Raw genomic sequence first — 21613 nt, 5'->3', positions numbered from 1 at the left:
GATGTCCCATCCTTTCGATCTCGCCCCGCTGATCGGCCAGCCGCAGTCCCTGAGCCGCGGCGAGGTCGCGGGCATCGACGACGACGGCCGCCTGCGCGTGACGCTGGCCGGCGGTCTGACGCTGCGCTGCGAGCTGCTGCAGCCCGACACCCCTGGTACGGCCTGCTCCGGCGGCGACGCGGTGCTGGTGTGGCAGGACGGCGCCGGCGGTGGCGTGGTGCTGGGCCGCATCGGCCATCAGGCGCCAACGCCCCAGCCGGTCGCGGACCCGCTGGCCTTCGCGCAGCGCCCGGAGACCCTGGTGCTCGAGGCCCAGGGCGACATCGTGCTGCGCAACGGTCAGTCCCGGATCCGCCTGGGCGCGGACGGGGACGTGGAGATCGTCTGCGCCAACTTCGCCACGCGCAGCCGGCGGCTGCTGCGCCTGCTGGCGCCGATGATCAAGATGAATTGAGCGGCGCCATGGTGGCGGTGACGATTGACCGGCCGGCCGTGCTCGACGTGGCGGCGCTCGGCCTGCCCGCGCCCGCGCTGCGCGTGCCGGCGCTGTCGGGCTGGCGCGCCGCCTGGTCGTCCGACGCGCCGAGCCCCTTCGCGGCCGGAGGCACCGCGCTGTTCCGGCGTCAGGCGGCCGAGGAATGCCTGGATGTGGTCGGCGTGCTGCGGGCCTATCGCGCGCCCCAGCCCGAGGAGGACTGGCGCACCCCGCGCGCTTCCGAGCGGCGGCTGCTGGCGCAGGTGAACGCGATCGCCGGCCTGGGGCCGCAGGCGCTGGAGCGGATCGCCGCGCTGGCGATCGATCCGGACCTGCCCGATCCCGGCCGCGTCTTCGCGGCGACTTTCACGCTGGGCTGCATCGGCGGCCCGGACTGGCTGCCCGCGCTGCAACGCATCGTCATGACGGCCGTCGCACGGCATCCGGAGGAGGGCGCCCAGGCGATGGAGGCGCTGTCGCTGTCGCCGCGCGAGGACCTCCCGAACTGGCTGTCGCCGCTGTTGCGCGACGCATCGCCGGCCCTGCGCGCCGCCGCGGTCCGCGTGCTCGGCTTCCGCTGGCAACTGGACGAGGCGGCGTGGGCGCAGGCGATGCGCGACCCCCACCCGGACGTGGTGCGCGCGGCGTTGCTCGCGCCGGTGCACCGCTTCGATCCGGCGCGGGTCGAACCCTTGTTGCTGACGGCCGCGGCCTCGACGGACGAGCCGACCGCGCAGAGGGCGCTGCGACTGGGCGCCGCGCTGCGCTCGCCGGCCCTGCACGGCCAGGCGGCCCGCATGGCCGCCCGCGACCCGGGCTGGGCGGGCGCGCTGCAGGCCTTGGCGCTGCATGGCCACCCCGGCGACGCGACCCTGCTGCGCGGCCTGCTGCGCCAGGCCCATCGATGGCCGGCGGTGCGCGCGGCCGGGGCGCTGGGTCTGCCGGCCCTGATGCCCGATCTGATCGCGCTGCATGACGATCCCCTGCGCAGCGACGAGGAACGTCGTCTCGCCGCCCAGGCGCTGACGACCATCGCCGGACCGACGCCCGCCGGTGCGACCTCGCCGGCGGACGAATGGCGCCGCGTGGCCGCCGAGGCGCCGGCCGAGCGCCGCCTGCGTGGCGGTCGTCCGCTGAATGCCGCCGTGCTGCTGGCGCAGCTGAGCGGTCCCGGATGGTGGCGGGCCGGACGCCAGGACCTCTACCTGGAACTGATCGCGGCGAGTCGCGTGCCGATCGCCCGCTTCAGCCCGTTCGACTTCGTGGCGGTGCAGGAAGACGCGCTCGACCGGATCGCCGAGGGGGTGGCCCCGGGCACGGCACGCGCCGCGACATCGGCGCCGGCCTTGGCGCCGCAGTGAACGGGCGATCGCCATGGACGAGCCCGCCTTCTACAACCACAGCGGTCACCACGCCCAGGTGCTGCCCATCCTCGACCGCGACGGGGCCGAGGCGCGGCTGGTGCTGATCAAGGCCAGCTACGACATCCTGCCCGGCCAGGGGCTGCGTCCGGCGGAGGCGCCGCGGGAGATCCGCCTCGGTGACGAGCCCTGGGGCGATCCCGCCGTGGCCGACCTGCGCCTGCCGGCCGACTACGGCCTGCCCAAGCCCGGCACGGACTTCGTGCTCAGCGGCCATGCGGTGCCGCCGTCGGGGTCGACCGCGACGCAGATGGACGTGGGCATCCGGGTGCGCGACCGGATCAAGCTCTTGCGGGTGCACGGGCCCCGCGTATGGACGCGTCATTTCGGGAGCATCGGCCCGGGCGACAGCGGTCCGCTGGAGCGGACGCCGCTGGCCTGGTCGCGGGCCTACGGCGGTGCGGATTTCAGCGATCCGGCCCGGCCGCTGGAGGACGCGCGCAACCCGGTGGGCAGCGGCGTCAGCCGTCATCCCGAGACGCTGGTGGGCCGACCCGCGCCGCAGATCGAGGCGCCCGGCGAGCCGGTCACGGCCACGGGCGGCCGTCATGTGCCGGCGGGCTGCGCGCCGATCGGACGGCACTTCGCCCCGCGCCGCGCGGCGGCCGGCACGCACGACGCGGCCTGGATGGCCGACGGCTATCCCGCTCGCCCGGCCGACTACCGGCCCGAGCACGAGCACTGCGCCGCGCCCGGCCTGGTCTTCGAGGAGCCGCTGCGCGGCGGCGAGCCGGTGCGCATCGCCGGCGTGCATGCGGACGCCGTGCTCGACTTCGTCCTGCCCAAGCGCCTGCTGCGCGTGGACGCGCTCATCGACGGACAGGCCGACACGCGCCGCCCGCATCTCGACACGGTGCTGGTCGACAGCGACGCGCTGATGCTGGAGATGGTGTGGCGGACGGTGTTCCGCTGCCCGTCGAAGATGCGGCGCCGCTTCACCTCGATCACCGTGTCGGCCAAGGAGTTCATCGAATGAGCGCATCACGGCGAGCCGCCGGCTGGCGTGCCGGCCTGGCACACGCGGAGGCGGTCACCTGCCTGGGCGAGAGCCTGGCGGAGACCGCCTTGCTGATGCGGGCCGGCATCAGCGGCGTGGGGCTGTCGGACTTCGTCGACGCCGAGGGGCACCGCGTGGTGGCCTGCGCCTGTCCGGCGCTGCCGCCTGACCTGCCGTCGCGCGAGCGGCTGCTGGCGCTGGCCGCGCATGCGCTGGCGGGCGTGCATCGGCGCCGCGTCGCGAGCGGGCCGCCACCGGCCGCGCGGCCGCCCATCCTGCTGCTGGGACTGCCGGCGCGTTTCGCGCTGGAGCCGGGCAGCTACGAGCTCAATGTCGGCGGTCGCGACTTCGTTCAGCGGCTGTCGGCGGCCTTGCCGCCGGACTGGGCCGGCGCGGACATCGAGGCCTTCCCCTTCGGCCGCGCCGCCGGGGCCATCGCGATGGCGCGGGCCCTGCAGCTGGCCGAGTCCCGGCGGGACGTGATCTGGGGCGGTGTCGACACCCTGTTGCACTGGCCGGCGCTGGAGGCCTTGCAGCAACGGGACCGCCTGCTCACGCACGAGAACGTCGACGGGGTGCGACCGGGCGAGGCGGCGGCCTTCGCGATGGTCACGCCGACGGGGCCCGAGGACGGCTGGGTGGCCGGGCTGGGCCTGGGCCGCGAGCCGCATCCGGTCGGCAGCGAGGCGCCATGCCGCTCGGACGGCTTCGCGCAGGCGCTGGCCTCCGCGGTGGAGCCGCTGCGGGCGGCGGGGCGGCGCTGCGCGGTGTGGACGCTGGACGCGTCGCACGAGAAGCACGCCACGCGCGAGGTGCAGAACATCATCGCCCGCTTCGGCGACGTGCTGGATCCGGCGACGGACCTGCGCATGCCGCTCAAGGCGCTGGGGGACGTGGGCGCGGCGGCGCTGCCGCTGATGGCGGCGCTGGTGCTGCAGGACTGGGCGCACGGCGTGGCGCGCGACGGGCTGGCGGTGCTGGCGGCGGGCTCGGACGACGGCGCGCGCGGCGCGCTGCTGCTGGCGGCCCGGGAGCCGGACGCCGCGGCGCGCGCGGCGCATCGACACGAACGGAAGGAGCCGGCGTGAGCGTCATCGCCAACAACCGGGACACGGCCGGGGAAGCGACCGGGCACAAGATCGTCTACATGAATCCCAGCGTCTGCCTGACGCCGGCGGCGCCGAGCCCCGTGCCCATCCCGTATCCGATCATGACGCCGGCTGGCTCGGGGGAGCTGGACGGCGACACCCGCGGGGTCAAGATCGGCGGCAAGCCGAGCTTCCACGTCCAGGCGGTGGTCCACGATTGCGTGGGCAACGAGCCGGGCTCGCAGAAGGAGGTCGTCAGTCACAAGACGGGCTCGACCGCCTTCATCATCGACGGCAGTCCCAACGTCCAGTTCGAGGGCGAATCGGTGGTCTACACCGGCAGCTCCGGCATGGGCAACCAGATGTGAGGCCATGGGTACCAGCGCGGCGATGGTTCAGTTGAAGGTGGTGCTCGCGGGAGGAGGGGGCGCGATCAGCGATGCCGATTGCGCGACGATCTTCGCGTGCTTTGACCCGCCGATTCGGATGGGCCCCCACGAGGACATGGGGAGCACCCGTGAATGGCAGGCTGAGCATGTTCCGCCATGCTCCAACATGCATGTCAAGGGACGGGATGGTCCTCGCATCGATGGCTGCACCAACTACGACACCGACAAGGCGATGACCTGGATCGTCGAGGATGGGCAAAGCCTTGATACGGAGCACCAGAGGCTGACCAAGGCGATGCGTGAATTCAGTCAGGCCAACGAGGCCTCGAAGAAGAACGCGACGCTCAAGGAATGGATGGATCAGTACGAGCCCGAGGCCAAGAAGGTGCTGGAGGACCGGAAGGTCACCGACGATGCGAAGGAACTGGACAAGAGCGCCTTGTCCGCTGCCGCAGCAAAATGCATCCGACAGAAGGTCGATGCGTCCTACCAGGGCAAGGTCGCCCAGAGCACCCCGTTGCGCAACGGCCAGGCCCAGGGCTTGCCGCCCAAGAAGCCGATGCGCGGCGGTTCCGGCAGTGCCGGCGGCTTCTGAGCCCGTCGCGTCACCGACAAACGATCAGGAACACATCAGACATGGCAGAGCAGATCTCCGAAATCGTCAGCGTCGCGCCGGTGCGCGGCGCTCTCTTTCTCCTCTTCGTCGATTACGAGGAAGGCGATGCCGGCAACGGCACCGGGCAGGTGTACCGGACCGACGCGTCTCGTGCGCCGGACCTCGTCCCCATCCTCAACAGCAATGACGCCTTGCGTCGGCTGTGGGCCTCGCCCAGCGGAGCGCTGTGGGTGGCCAGCGAGAACGGGCACGTCCACACCAGCGCGGCGGTGAACTGGCCGGCGCCGAACCAGCCCGGACTGGACATCGAGTCCCTGTTGCCCGGCATGCCTTTCACCAGCACCACCTTGCCGCCGCCGCGGGAGGCGGGCGGTCGGCCGACACTGGGCACGTTGTGGGGAACCGCGGATGACGACGTCCATGTCGCCGCGTCGGGCGGTCTGATCTATCACTGGGATGGCCGGTCGTGGCGCATCGCCTTCGCGGCGGCTGGGGAAATCCGGGCCTTCGGTGGAACCGGGCCGACCGATGTGTATGCGGTCGGCGAGAGGGGAACACTGCTTCATTTCGATGGTCGCGCATGGTCGCCTGTCGCCGCGCCGGAGGGGGTGTCACCGAGCGATACCTTCACGGGATGCTGCGCCACCGGTGACGGCAGCGTGCTGGTCAGCAGCATGGGGGGGCGGGTGCTGCAGGGCACGCGTTCAGGCTGGGTGGTACTCGGTCAGGACGACCGACGGCAGTTCCTGGACGTCGGCGTGATCGGCGGGCGCATCCTGCTGGCGGCACGCGACCAGGGCTGCGTCGAGCTGACGCCGGACGGCTTCGTCGAGCTCAAGTCCAACTTCCATGCCTCGGAGATCATCCCGAACGCAGGCGTGGCCTACTTCCTGGGCGCATCACCGGTGACGGCGTACATCGAGTACGACCCGGGGAACGATGAGCTGCCCTGGGCCCGCATCAGCTTCTGAGGTCCCCGTCTGCCATGCCCATTCCCAAGGCCAAGGTCGATGTGAGGCTCCAGCCTCAATGCGTGCTGCATTTTGGCGGCAGTGCCGCGGAGCGGACGTCCATCGCCGAGGACCTCCTGGCCTATGCGAGCCGCCAATTGAAAGGCACGTTGGGTCTGGCCTGTCGACGGGCCGGCGGCGAGGCCGGTTGGCGGACGCTTGAAGGCGATCTGCGATTGCCCGGTTCCGTTCCGTCGGACGCCGCGACCTCCACGAGCTCGACTCCCGCGTGCCGCCGCTTCGAATGGGCCTCCGATCCTGGCGCGCGCGGTTCGTTGCTGCGCTTTGTCGATCTCGAGCCCCTGGGAGGCCGCGAGCGGTCCAGCACGATCACGATCCGGTTCGAATCGGGCGGGTACACAGAGGCCATGACTGGTCTCGTGCGCTGGGTCATCGGCCACCTGCCTCTGACCTGGGGAGTCGCGGGCTGGTTCCACATTTCGGACGGGGACCGATTGGATCTTGCTTGGGATCGCATCGCGGCGCTGTCCAAGCGGCACTGGGCGGCCTTGCCGGGCGATGCGCCCTCGATGCCGTTCGATGCGATGGAGGGGATTCCGAGTGTGGGCTGGTTGACGCTCGTGGGCAGCGAGTGGGTTCGACGCGCAAACCTGCGCTTGGGTGAGGCCGCAGGGCTGGCGGCCCAGGGGGTCTTCCTTCGCGTCGATCGACACGGGATCGCGCTGGCGGCGGGATCGGCGCCGGAGACCGGCGACATTCATGGCGGGAGTTCTCTGGCTGCCTACCGGCGGGTCGACGAACTGTTGACGCCGCTGATGTTGCAAAGGGCTCGCCCGTGGCCCGGCGCGTTCCGCGACGAGGACGTGAGACAGGCCTGGATGGGGCGCTTCAGGGAGCCGGAGGCTTGGCTGCGCGCGGACGTGGTCGCCCCTTGAGTTGCCGGGTGTCATGTCCGCGGAGTCCCATTTGCAACGCGAAATTCATCAAGTGGGAGAGAGCGCCGCTGGCGTGTTCTTCCTTGTCCTGTCGTATGAGCTCGGGGACTCGGCATCGGCCGTCGGGTCGCTGTTCAGGCTGGCCGGGGAGGGCGGCACGGCGGAGTCCATCCTGTCGACCAACGACGCGCTCCGTCAGCTGTGGGTCTCGCCTGCCGGGCATCTCTGGCTGGGCAGCGCCGAGGGGCGCGTCGCGACGACCGCACCGATCGGATGGCCGGCGGCCAGCGGCGACCTCGATTACGACGTTGCCAATGGCGGGCCGGCATGGGGCATCGCGGCGCTTCCCCGCGACCGCGTCGAGGGGTTGCTCCCCAACGTCACCGCGATGTGGGGCAGTGGCGACGACGACGTTCACGTGGGCACGCATGGCGGGCACCTGTACCGCTGGGACGGCCGGTCCTGGACGCAGACCCGCCAGGGCGACGGTTCTTCGGGGCAGACGATTCGCAGCCTCCGCGGCCACTCGATCGACGACGTCTATGCCGTCGGCACGCAGAACCTGCTCTTGCACTTCGATGGACACCAATGGCGGCAGCTGCTTGTCCCGGGCACGCCGACCGATGGTGAGTCGCTCGGCGGCATCGCGCTGCTCGACGACGGTGAGGTCGTGGTCTGCGCCTCGGGCGCGCAGGGGCGCTTGCTGAGGGGCAACGCGACGGGCTTCTCCGAGTTCGGCCGCTATCCGATGCCGCTCATCGACGTGGCGGTTCTGGGGGATCGGCTGCTCTTCGCGGTCTGGGACGGTGTCGCGGAGCTCTCCGGCCAGGAAGTCCGGATCGTCAAGGACAACTTCAAGACCTCGGGCGCCTTCGAGGGCCGCGGCCGCGTCTTCTTCACCGAACCGGCGGCGCCGCGCCCGCAGTTCATCCAGCACGACCCTGCCAGCGCCACCCCCTGGACGCGCCTCAAGTTCTGACGCGGCGGACGCCACCATCGTCCGGACACGGTCTCCGGATGACTTTCGTTCATTGCCCCCGATCCCCGGGACAGGGACGATGCGGACTTGGCGGCGATCCACGCCGCGACCGCGGTGAGGCGATTCGATGTCACGACCAGAAGGCAATTCCCGTCCGGCCAAGCCGGGCACCGGACCGGCACCGGCCGGGGACGACCCCACGCTGGATCCGGACGCCACCCGCATCGTCCCCGCGTCGCTCGCCTCGGGCGCCGCGCCGCTGGAGCGCATGCCCCCCATCACCGCCGCCAACCGCGCCGCGCCGCCCGCCGGCACAGGCAGCAGCGCCGGCCCCGGCAGCGTCTACGTCCATGACGACGGCCCCGAGACCGTCCAGCAGGAACGGGACATCAGCTTCATCGACCCCACCTTCCCGGACACCTTCTCCATCCGCGCGGGCCGCAAGCCCGCCGACATCCCGGTCGACAACGACCACACCGTCATCGCCCCGGCCAGTCTGCTGATGCCTCGCGAACCGTCGGACGCCCCGACCGCATCCGCCGCCCAGGCCCCGGCCGCGCCCGTCGCCCCTGCGACGGCCGCCGCCCCGGTGACCCCGGCCGCGCCCGCCGTGCCGGCCGCTCCCTTCGACGCCGACGGCAACGAGACCGTGATCGTCCCCGCCTCCAAGCTGCTGGCCGCGGCCCAGCAGGGCGCGGCGAGGGCGGCCGCCAGCGCCACGCCCGGCCCCACGACGCCCGTGGCCCCGCCGGCCGGCGGCGCCGGATCCGCCATCGGCGGTCAGGCATCGACCGACGCGGGCGATTCCGAGTTCCAGGCCTCCGAGTTCGCCGAGACCGTGCTCGATCCCGACGCCGTGGCGGCGGTGGCCGCGCTGCGCGCGATGCCCGAGCAGGAGCCGGCCCGCCGGCCCTCCACCGGCACGCTGCCCGGCGGCGCGCTGGCCGCCAGCCGCGCCGCCGCGAGCGCCGACGCGCCGATGCGCCAGGTCGGCCGCTACCAGATCCTGGACCGCATCGGCCGCGGCGGCATGGCCAGCGTGTTCAAGGCGCACGACCCCGGCATCGGACGCGACGTCGCCATCAAGTTCCTGCACGCCTCGCTGTGCGAGGACGAGGAGTACCGCTCCCGCTTCCTGCGCGAGGCGCGCGCCTCCGGCGGCCTCTCGCATCCCAACATCGTCACCGTGCACGACGTGGGCGAGATCGACGGCCGGCCCTACATGGCCATGGAGCTGCTGGACGGGGAGCCGCTGGCCGACATCCTCGAGCCCGGCCAGCCGCTGCCCATCCGCGACATGGTCGTGATGTCCATCCAGCTGGCGCGCGCGCTGGACTACGCGCACAAGCGCGGCATCGTCCACCGCGACATCAAGCCGGGGAACATCGCCCGCGTGCGCGGCACGCTGGACATCAAGGTGATGGACTTCGGCATCGCCCACATGGAGTCGACCAAGGGGGAGCAACGCACCCGCGTCGGCGACGTGCTGGGCACGCCGCAGTACATGTCGCCCGAGCAGATGAACGGCGAGAAGATCGACGGCCGCGCCGACCTGTTCTCCGCCGGCATCGTCATGTACCAGATGCTGACCGGCCAGCGTCCCTTCACCGGCGACAGCGTGGTGAGCCTGGCGCTCAAGATCGCCAAGGACGACCCGACCCCGCTGAACAAGCTGCGGCCGGGCATCCCCGCCTCGTTGCGCCGCGTGGTCGACCGCTGCCTGGCCAAGGCGCCCGAGCACCGCTTCCAGACCGGCACCGAGCTGGCCGACGCCCTGGTCAAGGTGCTCGCCGAGATCGACGAGGAAGCCCGCGTCAAGGGCGGCCCCAAGCTGATCCCGCTGCGGGTGAAGTGGGCCGCGATGATGGCCGGCATCGTCGCCGTCGTGATGGCGGTGACGGGCTCGCTGATCGTGCAGCGCCAGAACGAGGCGCTGATGCAGCAGGTGGCCGACTACGGCTCCGCGCTGGCGCGCTTCATCGCCGCGCAGAACGCCACGGCGGCGCTGGGCGAGGACTGGGTGTCCGTCGACGTGTCGCTGCAGGAGATCATGAAGACGCGGGACTTCTCCAGCGTCACCGTGGTCGACCGGGCCGGGGTGGTCGCGGCGTCCAGCCAGCCGGACGCGGTGGGCAAGCCTTACCAGGCGCCGACGGCCGAGGCGCTGGGCGAGCAGGGCGGCATCAAGCGCACCCGCTATCACGTGGCGGACGCGCCGGTCCTGGGCTTCGAGGTGCCCATCACCTTCCAGGACAAGCAGGTCGGGCGCGTCGCGCTGGGCCTGCCGGAGCGGCCGCTGGAAAGCGTGGCGCGGCTGTCGCGCACGCTGATGGCGGTGCTGGCGGTGGTGACCGTGCTGGCGGTGGCAATCGCGATGTTTTTCGTCGCCAACTGGTTCTCGCGTCCGATCAAGCTGGTCGTGGAGGCGCTGGACGAGATCGGCCGCGGCCGCGTCGACTTCCGGATTCGCGAGCAGCGGAAGGACGAGTTCGGCTTGCTTTATGCGGCGTTCGACCGCATGGCCCAGGCGCTGCAGGACAAGCAGGCGCTGGCGGCCTCCGCCGCCAAGGCCGCCGCGCCGGTCACGGCCGGACCGATGCCCGCGCCGGGCGCGGCGCTCGCCGAGGCGGAGGGCGACGAGCACGCGCACGCGCCGGCACCGCGTGGCACCGCCCCCACCGACGACACCTTGCCGCCTGCCCGGCCCGAAGGGCCGGCGCAGTCGTGAGCTCTCGCAAAGGATCTCTGCCTATGACAGGCTTGAATGCGCTGGGCGCTACAGCCCGAAGACCCTCACCCCAACCCTCTCCCGCAAGCGGGAGAGGGCGCCCGGACGCGCGCTGTTCTTCAACGAATGGCGCGGAGAGTCTGGAGGATCGCTGCCTGACGAATGATGCGGGGAGTCTGGAGGATCGCTGTCTGACGAATGATGCGGGGAGTCTGGAGGATCGCTGTCTGACGAATGATGCGGGGAGTCTTCCGATGCACTCGGTGCATGCAGGCTCCCTCTCCCGCCGGGCGGGAGAGGGCTGGGGTGAGGGTCTTCCGCGCGCCGCCCTCGCCACCGCCCTCGTCGCCGCGCTCGCCCTGACCGGCTGCGTCACCCCCACGACGCCCCCGGCGCCTCCCGCCGCGACACCGACGACCACTACCCCCGCCTCGACCGCCACCGGCGAGGTCGTCGCCAGGAGCGACCGGCTGCTGATCTACGTGCCCGCGGCCGGCGAGACCCTGCGCGGCATCGCCGCCCGCCTGCTCGGCAGCGAGGACCGCGACTGGCAGATCGCCGAGGCCAACGGCGGCGTCTCCAAGGCCGAGCCGGGTCAGCCGCTGATCGTGCCGCTCAAGGCGATCAACCCGATCGGCGTGCACGCCGGCAGCTACCAGACCATCCCCATCCTCTGCTACCACCGGCTCGGCACGACCGGCGGAAAGATGGCCGTCTCCCCGGCCAACTTCGCGGCGCAGATGGAATGGCTGGTCCGCAACGACTACCGCGTGCTGCGCCTGGGTCAGCTGACGGGCTTCCTCGAGGGCAAGGAGCCGCTGCCGCCCAAGTCGGTGGTGGTCACCTTCGACGACGGCTACGAATCGGTCTACCGCTACGCCTTCCCCGTGCTGCGCAAGCTGGGCCTGCCCGCGACCATGTTCGTCTACACCGACTTCGTCGGCGCGGGCGACGCGGTGAGCTGGCCGCAACTGGTGGAGATGCAGGCCTCGGGGCTGATGGACGTGCAGTCCCACTCCAAGTCGCACCGCAATCTGATCGAGCGCACGGCCGGCGAGAACGACGCTCGCTACGTCCGCAACCTGGACCAGGAGACCGCCGGTCCGCGCGACCTGATCGAGCAGAAGCTCAGCGGCCAGCAGGTGCGGCAGTACGCCTATCCCTACGGCGACGCCAACGACCAGGTGCTGGAGGCGCTGACGCGTCAGAAGTACACGCTGGCCGTGACCGTCAACCCCGGCGGCAACGCCTTCTTCTCGCAGCCGCTGATGCTGCGCCGGACGATGATCTTCGGCGACCACGACCTTGAGGCCTTCAAGGCCCGGCTGCAGACCAGCCGCCCGATCGGAAAGACGCCATGAGGGCGGCGCTGACGGTGATCGCGGCGTCCGCGCTGCTGGCGGCCTGCGCGGGGGGATCCGGCGGCCTGCGCCGGGCGGACGGCCCGGGCGGCGTGGCCGGTCCGGCTTCCCCCTTCGAGGTGGCCCAGGCGCAGCGCGCGCAGGAGCAGGTCAAGGACGGCCAGCTCGCCGAGGCGGCCTGGTCCTGGGAGGTGCTGACCGTGCTGCGGCCGGAGAACGCCACCTACCGCGACAGCCTGGCCGCGACGCGGCAGCTGATCGACAGCGGCGTGGCCGAGCGCGCCGAGAAGGCCAGGGCGGCGCAGAAGCGTGGCGATCTGGACGGCGCGACCGCGGGCTACCTGTCGGTGCTGGCGCTGCAGCCCGACAACGAGGCCGCGTCCGAGGCGCTGCGCGCCATCGAGAAGGAGCGCAACCGCAAGAGCTACCTGGGCACGCCGTCGCGGGTGACCTTGCGCAAGGGCACGCCGCCCGCGCCGAAGGCGCCGGCCAAGGGCACGGCCGCGCAGCCGGCGCCGGACCGCAACGAACTGGAGCACATCGCGATGCTCTCCGCGCAGGGCGAGATCGACGAGCCGATCCGCCTGCTGGAGAAGCGCGCGCCGCAGGATCGCAACGATCCGTCGGCCAAGCGTCTGCTGGCCGACCTCTACGTGCGCAAGGCCGAGAAGCTCTCGGCCACCGACCGCCCGGCGGCCATCGGCTGGCTGCAGAAGTGCCTGCGCATCGATCCCAAGCACGCGCGTGCCACGGCGCTGATGCGGCAGTGGATCGACGACACCTCGGCCAAGGGGCCGCTCCCGGTGGTGCCGCCGGGCGCCGGGCAGGCCGCGCCGGCGAAGGGCAAGGTCGAGAAGCGCTGAATCCCGATCCGGAGAGACGAGCGGCCCGCGCGCCTTCACAGGCCGCGGGCCGCGTTGCTGCAGGCCCCGCGGGGCCTCGCGCCTCAGAACATCCAGCTCGCGCGCAAGCGGAAGCTGTGATCCTCGAGCGCGCCGGCGTACTGGCCGCTGTAGACCAGCGACAGCGTCGCGCCCGGGCGCCACTGGGTCTCCGCACCGAGCTCCAGCGTGGCGGCGTCGCGGGCGATGGGCAGGCCGCGCACATCGAAGCCCGTCTGGTCCGCGAAGCGCATCGCGCGCGTCGGCGTGGTGTCGCCGAAAGCCCGGCGCCAGCCGAATTGCGCCTGCAGACGCGTCCGCGCGTTGACCTCCCGACTCAGGCGCAGACCGGCCGTCGCGAAGCCCACCGAATCGTTGCCGCTGCTCGCGCGCAGGGCGGCCAGGCCGCCTTGTTCGGCCAGCGCGTCGCTGTGCAGCAGCACGTAGGCCAGCTGGGCGAAGTGCTCCATCGCCAGCTTGCCGGCGTCGACGCGGCGCGCGGCCTCGCCGAAGACCTGCAGCAGGCGACTGTCCTGGCGGGAGAACAGCGCGTCGTCGAAGCCGGAGAAGCGCACCGCGCGCTTCACGTCGGCGGAAGCCCAGGTGTGGCTCGCGCCGAAGCGCAGCGCGTTCGGGCCCGACTGCCAGCCGGCGTAGCCGCCGAGGTGGAACTGGCCGACGCGCGCGTCGTCGGCGCGGACGTCGACGTCGGCGCGGTGGTAGCCGGCCAGGCCGCCCACGCGCCAGCCCTTGCCCAGTGAGCGATCGGCACCGAGCAGGAAACCGCTCAGATGGCGCTTCAGGCGATGCGCGTTGCCGTCGGTGTCGAGGCTGCCGGTCGCGCCGTAGACCTGACCCCAGGTGTCGAAGCCCCGCTTCCCATCGACGCAGGCGCCGTCCGGACTGGTGGTCACGGTCGTGCGGGAGAGGCTCGCGCCGCAGTCGTCGACGCGCAGGCGGGAGAGCGCCGCGTCGCGCACGAAGCGCGTGTCCTCGATCAGCGCCGTCTTGAGCGAGGCGTGGATCTCGCCGGAGAGCTGATCGAAGGCGTCGCGCGCCGAGGCCTCGTCCGGCAGCCAGCCGATGGCGGTGAGCATGTCGTCGCTGCCGGTGGCCTGATCCAGCGCGCCGCCGACGGCATGCTGGTTCGGGGTCTGGGCCACGTCGGTGAAGTTGCGGACCTTCTCGGCCATCAGGTAGACGTTGTTGGCGTCGTAGACGTCGACGAGCTTGACGAAGGCGCTCTGCGTGTCGCCGGTCAACTGGTACGTGCCGGTGAGTCCACCGGTGGCGGTCAGCACCGTGTAGCGCGTGTTGAGGCGATAGCTCGTGGCCTCGGTGCGCGTCACCTGGAGTTGCGCACCCTGGGCCAGCGTGGCCTTGCCCGAGACCAGCAGCTGGTCGGACTTCGTCGTGGTGGGGTCGACCTCGACCTGGTAGACCGAGCCGGCCGCTTGCGAGAAATCGCCCGCGACATGCAGCGTGCCGATGGCGTTGCCCGGCGCGACCGTGCCGGCGACGCTGAGCGGACCGACCGTGCCGTTGCCTTGCAGGCGAGCACCGGCCAGAACCTGCATCGAGCCGCCCAGCGTGCCGTCGACGGCCAGCGTGCCCGCTTCGACGCGCGTGGTGCCGGTGAAGCCCGCGCTGTCGGCGGTGAAGCGGGTCAGGCCGGCACCAATCTGCCGGATCGTGCCGTCGCCCGTGAACACGCCGGCCATCGTCACGTTGTCGGAACGATGGATGATCAGCGCGCCGCGGTTGGCGACGTCACCGACGATGACGCCCGTCGTGCCGCCGGTGCCCAGCTGCAGCGTGCCGCCCGACTGGATGCTCGTGCCACCCGTGTAGGTATTGGTGCCCGTCAGGACTTCCGTGCCGCCGCCGATGACGAGCGCGCCGGTGCCGGAGATGACGCCGCCGAAGGTGTCGCCGGCATGGCTCAGCGTGAGCGCGCGATCGCCCAGGGCGACCGTGCCGCCGCCAGCCAGCGACTGGATGGGGGTGCCGGTCGCGCTGATGCCGGAGATGTCGAAGCCGCCGTCGGCGACGACGCGGGTGGAGCTCGCGATCGCGCCGGCGCCGGTCAGCGCCAGCGTGCCGCTGCTGATGGTCGTCGTGCCGGTGTAGCCGTTGACGGCGGACAGGGTCAGGGTCGAGCCGCCGGTCTTGGTGAGGCCGCCGATGCCGGAGACCGTGCCCGTGACGGCCATCGGCGCATCGGCCTGGAAGGTGCCGCCGCCCGCGTTCAGGACCACGTCGCGCCCGGCGCTCAGGGCCGCCGTGCCGCGCAAGGTGCCACCGTCGAAGGTGACGGTGGTGCCGGCCCGACCCAGGTTGGCGTCGCTCGAGATCGACAGCACGCCGCCGTTCAGGAAGGTGCCGCCGGTGTAGGCGTTGGCGGTGCTGGTCAGTTCGAGCGATCCGCCATTGACCGTCAGCGTGCCACCAGTCAGCACGCCGTCGACGCGCACGTCGCCCGACTTCATCGTGATCGAGCCGAAGTCGGTGATCGAGTAGGCCGAACCGTAGACGAAGCGGTTGGCGCCGGTGTCGAAGGTGAGGGCGTCGTTCGCGTCCGCGACGAGGTTGCCGTTGATGCTGCCGCCGGTGATGGTCAGGGTGTCGGTGCCCGCGCCCATCAGGACCGAGCCGTTGATCGTGCCGCCCAGGGTCATCGCGACGTTGCCGGCGATCTCGTCGACCCCGTCGGTGTTCTGGTCGCCGTTGCGGATGGCGACACCGGACGGGCCTGCGTTGAGGACGGCGCCGGCGCCGACGTTGATGACGCCGCCGTTGCGGGCGCTGGTGTGGAGCGCGGCGCCGAAGCCGCTGCCGCCCGTCACCGTGCCGCCATTCAGGTCGGCGCGGAAGCTGCCGTTCGTCGTCGCCAGGACGAAGAGGCCATCGCCGTTGGGGCCGGCCGCCGAGACGCTCCCGCCGCTCATCTGTACCGCGGCCAAGCCACGACCGGTGTTGGTCGAGCGGATGCCCTGCAACTGGCCCGAGACGCTGCCGCCGTTCACGGTCACCAGTGCGGTGCCGGTGGCATTCGCGCCCGACACCTGGTTGATCACGCCGGCCGAGCCCGTGCCCAGGGCTTGGACGACACCGCCATTGATCACGACGGACGCATCGCCCAGGGTGCCGCTGGGCAAGGCCACCTGCGACGCCACGGCGGAGCCGAAGGTCGTGCCCGCATTCGTGATGACGCCGCCATTGACGGTGACGAGCGCACTGGGGCCGTTCGAGGCAAAGGCCCGGACCACGTTGGACGAGTCGGCGGTCGAGGTGAGGTTGCCGCTGTCGATGGTCACGCCGACGAGGGTGCCCGGACGCAGCCCGCTGGCGTCGACCGCCAGGGTGGGGGCGGTGATGCTGCCGACATTGGCGACGTGGATGAGCGTGTCCGCGACGACGGCGCTGGAGTTCTGCTTGAGCGACACGCCCGAGCCCGTCACGACCATGTTCGGGTTGTCCAGCGTCAGCGTCGTGCCGCTGGCCGTCGGCACGATGTAGCTGATGCCCGAGTAGGCGTTGCCCGTGCACAGCAACTGCGCGGCGGACGGGCCGCATTCGTTGGCGGCCATGGCGCTGCCGCCCGTGGCCGCCAGCAGCGCGATGGCGCTGGCGATGGTGGAGAGGGGCGCGAGGGCACGCGAGCTACCGGCGGCCTGGCGATGTGTCTCTTGTTTGATCGTTGTCACAGGAAGGCGGGGTGGTTGGTAACGCAACCATCGTCGTTGCCATGCGGTGTACGTCCTATGCCGCTCAGTGAGTTGGGGTCGAAACAAGGGAATAAATCACGCCATTAACGTACGGGTACGTTTTGGCCATGACGAAGACGCAACGATCGGCGCGAGCCTCGCGCGGTGGGGTTGTGGAGCGCACTTCGTATCCATCCGTGGGTGGCCCGCGGCGGCGGGACGCGGCGTGAATGGCGTGCGCAGGGCGCTGGCGGCTGGGCACAATCGCCGCACGCGGCGGTGTTTCGCGTACGAGGGAGGGTGAATGCAGATCGAGCTCCACAGCGACCGGGCGTTCTCGGTGGCGGGCTTCCTGTCGGGCGAGGAATGCGCCCGGGCCATCGCGCTGGCCGAACGGGGCGGCTTCGATGCCGCGTCGGTGCGAACGGATGCCGGCGCGCGGCGGCTCACGATGATCCGCAACAACGAGCGGACGATGGTCGAGGACGCGAGCTGGGTGTCGCTGCTGTGGGAGCGATTGCGGACGTTGCCGCTGCCGGAACTCGATGGCGAGCGGGCGGTGGCCTTGCCGAAGGAGCTTCGCTTCTACAAGTACTCGCCGGGGCAGCGCTTCAAGATGCACAAGGATGGCCCTTGGCGTGAGGAGGGCCGCACCAGCCGGCTGACGCTGCTGGTCTATCTCAACGATGACTTCGAGGGCGGGGACACCGACTTCCGCGACTTCGTCGTGCGACCCGAACCGGGCAGCGCGCTCGTCTTCATCCACGACACCTGGCACGAGGGCCGGGAGGTCACGGCGGGGACGAAGTACGTGTTGAGGTCGGATGTGATGTATGGGTGAGGAGAGGGCGCAGGCCGAGAGCCCTCGGATACCGGCGCCCTAGGCTTGGGCATCTCAACTGAATGGAGTGATCGTGGAGACAAGAGGAATGCGCGACTACGTTCTTGCGATCGCCGAGGGCCGCTTGGAGGACGCAAAGACACATCTGTTCGATGCGCTGACGTCATTGGGCCCTGGTGCCGAAGCTGTTCGTTCAGGCATCTCGCAGAGGCTGGGTTCGATTCTCTTGAAGCAGGGCGACACGGTCACCGCGATGGCTCTCTATGAGCTATCGGAGGCTCTTGACGAGGGATCTCTTTCGGCGAAGTTGCAGCATGCCAAGTTCTTGTTTCGGGAGCTGGGAGATAGGACGGCCGCGGAGCTGAAGTGTGAAGAGGTGGCGGAGATCGCGCGCGCCACGCCATTCCCGGATTCTGATGATGACTTTGGCAGCGAGGGCTACCTGCAGGCAGTGCGCAGGTTGATTGCTGAAATTCGTGAGTAGACGGAGATCTCGGCCATCTGATTTCGTTTGATTGATCCGAGGGCGTCGAGGCGTTCCCGGCGATCGAAGGGCGGCGGAGGTGCCCAGACACATTGAGACCGCAGCGCCACGAAGAAGAGTCGAAGGAGATGCGCGGGCGAGGGGCGTCGGCCTTGGGACCGCATCAAGGCGGGTGCCACCCATCGCACACGGACTGATGCGGCGCGGGAATCCCCGTGCCGACGCGTGAAGGGGCATGCCCTAGCATCGGGAAGCCGCATGGTGGGACGTCGCGGATGACGGGCCTCTGCGGGCAGAACAAGAAGTCAGAACACGGATTGCATCCCGCCTTGGGATGCCGAACGGGAGGGAATCATGGGAAGTCGCTGTGGCCGGCCGGCTGTCGCTGGGCCGTCGGGGGCAACGTGTCGACGTGATCGCTCGATGCGCGCATGACGAAGTTCGTCCTTGAGTTCCTCGACGAGTCCCTGGGCTGTGTCGGTGGGATTGGGGTTCTGACTGCCGACTCGTGGCTGGTCTTGCGTGATCTCTTGGATGCGGATATCGACGAGCTGAAGCCGGGATGTGAATTCGACCTCGATGTCCAAGACCTTGCGGTGATTCATGCAAGCGCGAATGTCAGCTTCCAGATGAGAACCGGAACGGCGTCTTGTCGCGCCAGCCTCCGCGCCTGGCTGCGACTGGACGACCTGCCCTATGTGGTCCATACGAATCGCGAACTCGCGCTGATCCTGGCGGGAGAGAAGCCGTTGGCGGTCTTTCATGAGGTGTTTCCCACGGACCCCGCAGATTCGTTCATCCCGGATGAGTACTTCGCGCCCTACGTCGAATCTCAGGGTCTTGTTCGGCGCGAGCATGTCCAAAGGTCCCGGCACGGTGCGATTCGCTATGTCCTCTACGCGACTGCGGGTCAGCAATGGCGGATGGATGCCTACGTTCTGATGCTGACTGTTGCCGCGAAGGAGGGCTGGAATCCAGGCTTCGAACGAATGGAAGGGGCACTGCTTGGCTACGAGGATTGGCAGAACGATGTGTACATGGAGATGATGTATTCAAGGGCTCCCCGGAATTGAGGCGTGCTGATCGAGGCGCCGGACTGGTGATCAGGACTGATGGTGGCGGCAAACGACTTTTGCGGAGGAGCTACGAATGATCTCGGAAGAAGCTGACTCACGGCTTGATCGCTGCTTCGCCAGTCTGCGGACCGTGCCTCTGGTTCCCGTGCTGATGCTGATTCAAGTGACCTGCCGCTTGTTCCAGCAGAGCGTCCTCGATGCCGTGCTGTACACCCTGGTCTATTCCTTGTTCGCCATCCCTGCGTACTTCCTCGGTGGGCTGCGGACGTTCAACGAGGCCGCTGAATGGTTTCGCAGTCATGGGAAGTTTGGACATTCCATCCTGACGGGGATGATCCTCGCCACCATCATGATGGTGGCGATCGACCCGCTTCCGATGGCCGTGGCGTCTCTGATTGCCGCGTATTTCTTCTATCACGGTGTGTTTGCCACGGCCTGGTGGGCTTGGTCCCGTGCGTGCCGCGGCGGCATCGCGGGACTCGCCATCGCGTTGCTCGTCGTCGCGCTATTCGCGATGGCTGGATTCAGCACGTTCACCGACGGTCGCGCCTTCCATGGATTCGACGAGCTCAAGACAGGCATGTCTCGCTCGGAGGTGATTGCACTGATGGGGACACCGACCCAGGTCGAGCGGCCCGGGGTTCCGTTCACTCGACATTCGTCGGTCGCATGCTCGGCGCCGTGCGCCGAACGCCTCTGGTACGAGCACCATCTGATGCCTGACGTCGAGGCTCGGTCGGTCGACCTGGATGCCAATGGGAAGGTGATCGACAAGTACCGATGGACATCACCTTGATCGGCTCGCGTGAGCATTCGGCGCTTCCATTCCGGCTCCCGCTGCGGCCCAGCATCCAAGCCCGGGGTTGTTTCATTCGTCAACTCACAAGCGAAGTGCAGATGAACGATTCAGTTGAAATTGTGAAGCGCAGACTTCGGGTATTCGTTGTCGGTCTGTTCGTTGGCTTTGTTGGTGTGGTGCTCTCATTTTTCTCGGATCCCGACGTCTGGAGTGCTGCGCGAGTAGGCGCTGTGGTGTTCGGGCTCGGAGGGATGGGCCTCGCTGTCGTCGCGATCTTGTGGGGATACGTCGATCTGATAAAGAGTTGGGTGTCTGGGAAATAGAGCCGCAAGGCGGCTTGGCAGGCTCTCCAGTAATTCCATGGCAGCATCTTGAATGTTCATCGCTCATGGGCGCGCATGGGCGGTGTTGAGCAATGACAGGAATGGCCTCTTGCTCGTAACGCCAGTAACCCCGCCCGCCATCTCTTCGCCGCCAGCCCTCCAGCTACCATCGGCCGCGCCCGCCCTCCCGGGCGAGGCTTCCAGATTCACTCCCTCGCCGGCTCATGACCCCAAGCTCTCCGCGCAATTTCGGCATCGACTGCCTGCGCGGCGTCGCCATTCTTCTGGTGGTCATCCACCACCTGGCGCTGCCATTCCGACTCCCGCTGCGGCCCAGCCTCATCGGTCCGTGGGTGCCCAAGCGCCTCATCGACTTCGTGAGCTTCAACGGCTACGAAGCCGTGTTCATGTTCTTCGTGATCTCCGGCTTCCTCATCACGACCCGCATCCTCGAGCGTGACGGCGACCTGCGCCGGGTCGACCTCCGCGGCTTCTACAAGGCTCGGGCGACCCGCATCCTGCCGTTGCTGCTGGTCGTGCTCAGCGCGCTCACGCTGCTCGCCCTCTGCGGGGTGCCAGGCTTTGCCCCCGGTGACAAGCAGAGCATCCTCGGTCTCGTCGGCTCCGCGCTGACCTTCACCTTCAACTGGTACGAGGGCCAGACCGGCTGGGCGCCGGCGGCCTGGGACGTGCTGTGGTCGCTGTCGATCGAGGAGGTCTTCTACCTGGGCTTCCCGTTGCTGTGCCTGGCGTTGCCGCGCCGCTTCCTCGTGATCGGCCTGGCCGTGCTCGCGCTGAGTCTCATGCCGCTGCGCGCGCTGGTGCCGATCAGCAACGAGGTCTGGTGGGAGAAGGCCTATCTGCCGGGCATGTCGGCGATCGCGTGGGGTGTCCTGGCCGCGCTCGCGGCGCAGCGCTGGCAACCGGGCCCGCGCGACGCCCGGGCGCTCGCGCTCTTCGGGGGCTTCTGCGTTCTGCTCGTGCTGGGCTGGGGCGAGCTCGTGCACCGCCATCTGCTCAAGTCCGGCATGTACGGGCTGTGCCTCGGCACCTGTCTGATGCTGATCGCCTTCCGCGCGCGACCGCCGCGGATCACGGGCGGCCTCCAGTGGCTCGCGCACATGGGGCGGCTCAGCTACGAGCTCTACCTGACCCACATGTTCATCGTGCTCGCGACGGTGGAAGGCCACCGGGCGCTGCTCGGCAAGCCGCAGGACTGGACCTTCGTCGTCTATGTGCCGGCGGTCGCGCTGTGCGTCGTGCTGGCGACGCTGGTCGAGCGTGGGATGGCGAGGGCCGCGATCGGCCGCTCGCCGTCGAGGGCGACGCTCAGTCGCCCAGCCGCCGCAGGCGAATGACGCGGGAGACCTGGCTGATCGTCAGGCCGCTGCCCGCGATATAGGGCGCGCATTCGTTCGGGACGGTCAGCGAGTCAGCGACCGTGTAGCGACCGACGTAACGCCAGCGATCGCTGTCCTGGCGCATGAACACGGGGATCTGCTATCCGTCATCGGATCGCCGCGCGTCGCGGCGATCGGGCGA

Annotated in this window: 20 protein-coding genes; 18 read left to right on the top strand and 2 right to left on the bottom strand. The window is 69.9% G+C overall.

Annotation, left to right across the window (positions count from 1 at the left end; genetic code table 11):
- The first annotated feature begins 1 nt into the window (after position 1).
- From MCHT01_RS09635 to MCHT01_RS09580, 12 genes are all read left to right on the top strand, one after another.
- Positions 2-454, top strand: coding sequence for a hypothetical protein (locus tag MCHT01_RS09635; RefSeq protein ID WP_067064995.1), 453 nt, complete (start codon positions 2-4; stop codon positions 452-454).
- Positions 451-1836, top strand: coding sequence for a hypothetical protein (locus tag MCHT01_RS09630; RefSeq protein ID WP_148661469.1), 1386 nt, complete (start codon positions 451-453; stop codon positions 1834-1836). The genes MCHT01_RS09635 and MCHT01_RS09630 overlap by 4 nt, the downstream gene beginning before the upstream one ends.
- Positions 1837-1849: 13 nt before the next feature.
- The gene (locus tag MCHT01_RS09625) at positions 1850-2872 is read left to right on the top strand and encodes a DUF2169 family type VI secretion system accessory protein (RefSeq protein ID WP_067064992.1); all 1023 of its coding nucleotides are present in this window, start codon (positions 1850-1852) and stop codon (positions 2870-2872) included.
- Positions 2869-3981, top strand: coding sequence for a hypothetical protein (locus MCHT01_RS26170; RefSeq protein ID WP_067064990.1), 1113 nt, complete (start codon positions 2869-2871; stop codon positions 3979-3981). Before MCHT01_RS09625 ends, MCHT01_RS26170 begins: the two co-directional genes overlap by 4 nt.
- On the top strand, positions 3978-4349 hold the full coding sequence (locus MCHT01_RS26165; RefSeq protein ID WP_067064988.1) for a PAAR-like domain-containing protein: 372 nt from the start codon (positions 3978-3980) through the stop codon (positions 4347-4349). Before MCHT01_RS26170 ends, MCHT01_RS26165 begins: the two co-directional genes overlap by 4 nt.
- A 4-nt stretch (positions 4350-4353) precedes the next feature.
- On the top strand, positions 4354-4965 hold the full coding sequence (locus MCHT01_RS09610) for a hypothetical protein (protein WP_148661468.1): 612 nt from the start codon (positions 4354-4356) through the stop codon (positions 4963-4965).
- Positions 4966-5006: 41 nt separating this feature from the next.
- A complete protein-coding gene (locus tag MCHT01_RS09605) occupies positions 5007-5957 on the top strand; it encodes a hypothetical protein (RefSeq protein WP_067064985.1) in 951 nt (316 codons plus the stop codon).
- Between the two features lie 14 nt (positions 5958-5971).
- Positions 5972-6892, top strand: a complete 921-nt coding sequence (locus tag MCHT01_RS09600; RefSeq protein ID WP_067064983.1) for a type VI immunity family protein — start codon at positions 5972-5974, stop codon at positions 6890-6892.
- A 13-nt stretch (positions 6893-6905) separates the two neighbouring features.
- Positions 6906-7871, top strand: a complete 966-nt coding sequence (locus MCHT01_RS09595) for a beta propeller repeat protein (RefSeq protein WP_148661467.1) — start codon at positions 6906-6908, stop codon at positions 7869-7871.
- A gap of 127 nt (positions 7872-7998) precedes the next feature.
- A complete protein-coding gene (locus MCHT01_RS09590) occupies positions 7999-10599 on the top strand; it encodes a protein kinase domain-containing protein (RefSeq protein ID WP_067064980.1) in 2601 nt (866 codons plus the stop codon).
- A 263-nt stretch (positions 10600-10862) separates the two neighbouring features.
- Complete coding sequence (locus MCHT01_RS09585; protein WP_148661466.1) at positions 10863-11960, top strand: polysaccharide deacetylase family protein; 1098 nt, start codon at positions 10863-10865, stop codon at positions 11958-11960.
- Entirely contained in the window at positions 11957-12823 is an 867-nt protein-coding gene (locus tag MCHT01_RS09580; protein ID WP_067064977.1) for a tetratricopeptide repeat protein, read from the top strand. Before MCHT01_RS09585 ends, MCHT01_RS09580 begins: the two co-directional genes overlap by 4 nt.
- Before the next feature lie 83 nt (positions 12824-12906).
- On the opposite strand, the gene MCHT01_RS09575 is transcribed toward MCHT01_RS09580, so the two are convergent.
- Entirely contained in the window at positions 12907-16548 is a 3642-nt protein-coding gene (locus MCHT01_RS09575) for an autotransporter domain-containing protein (protein WP_067064975.1), read from the bottom strand.
- A 304-nt stretch (positions 16549-16852) separates the two neighbouring features.
- On the opposite strand from MCHT01_RS09575, the gene MCHT01_RS09570 reads away from it, so the two are divergent.
- The 6 genes from MCHT01_RS09570 to MCHT01_RS09550 all read left to right on the top strand — a co-directional run bounded on the left by MCHT01_RS09570 (position 16853) and on the right by MCHT01_RS09550 (position 21429).
- The gene (locus MCHT01_RS09570; RefSeq protein ID WP_084452289.1) at positions 16853-17389 is read left to right on the top strand and encodes a prolyl hydroxylase family protein; all 537 of its coding nucleotides are present in this window, start codon (positions 16853-16855) and stop codon (positions 17387-17389) included.
- An 88-nt stretch (positions 17390-17477) separates the two neighbouring features.
- Positions 17478-17873 (top strand): hypothetical protein, encoded by a 396-nt coding sequence (locus MCHT01_RS09565; RefSeq protein WP_067064973.1) that lies wholly within the window; start codon positions 17478-17480, stop codon positions 17871-17873.
- 431 nt (positions 17874-18304) lie between these two features.
- Positions 18305-18946: a hypothetical protein gene (locus tag MCHT01_RS09560; RefSeq protein ID WP_067064971.1), complete on the top strand. Its 642-nt coding sequence runs from the start codon at positions 18305-18307 to the stop codon at positions 18944-18946.
- A gap of 76 nt (positions 18947-19022) precedes the next feature.
- Positions 19023-19745 (top strand): hypothetical protein, encoded by a 723-nt coding sequence (locus MCHT01_RS09555; protein WP_067064970.1) that lies wholly within the window; start codon positions 19023-19025, stop codon positions 19743-19745.
- Positions 19730-20071 (top strand): hypothetical protein, encoded by a 342-nt coding sequence (locus MCHT01_RS26160; protein WP_148661465.1) that lies wholly within the window; start codon positions 19730-19732, stop codon positions 20069-20071. Before MCHT01_RS09555 ends, MCHT01_RS26160 begins: the two co-directional genes overlap by 16 nt.
- Before the next feature lie 224 nt (positions 20072-20295).
- Positions 20296-21429: an acyltransferase family protein gene (locus MCHT01_RS09550; protein ID WP_067064968.1), complete on the top strand. Its 1134-nt coding sequence runs from the start codon at positions 20296-20298 to the stop codon at positions 21427-21429.
- On the opposite strand, the gene MCHT01_RS26730 is transcribed toward MCHT01_RS09550, so the two are convergent.
- Positions 21401-21562 (bottom strand): hypothetical protein, encoded by a 162-nt coding sequence (locus MCHT01_RS26730; RefSeq protein ID WP_169806113.1) that lies wholly within the window; start codon positions 21560-21562, stop codon positions 21401-21403. The two genes, MCHT01_RS09550 and MCHT01_RS26730, sit on opposite strands and share 29 nt — an antisense overlap.
- Positions 21563-21613 lie beyond the last annotated feature (51 nt).

The sequence above is a fragment of the Mitsuaria chitosanitabida ATCC BAA-476 = NBRC 102408 genome (assembly GCF_001598255.1).
Taxonomy (GTDB): Bacteria; Pseudomonadota; Gammaproteobacteria; order Burkholderiales; family Burkholderiaceae_C; genus Roseateles; species Roseateles chitosanitabidus.
Note: the sequence above shows the minus strand (reverse complement) of the source record. Positions and strands in the feature narration are given on the sequence as shown.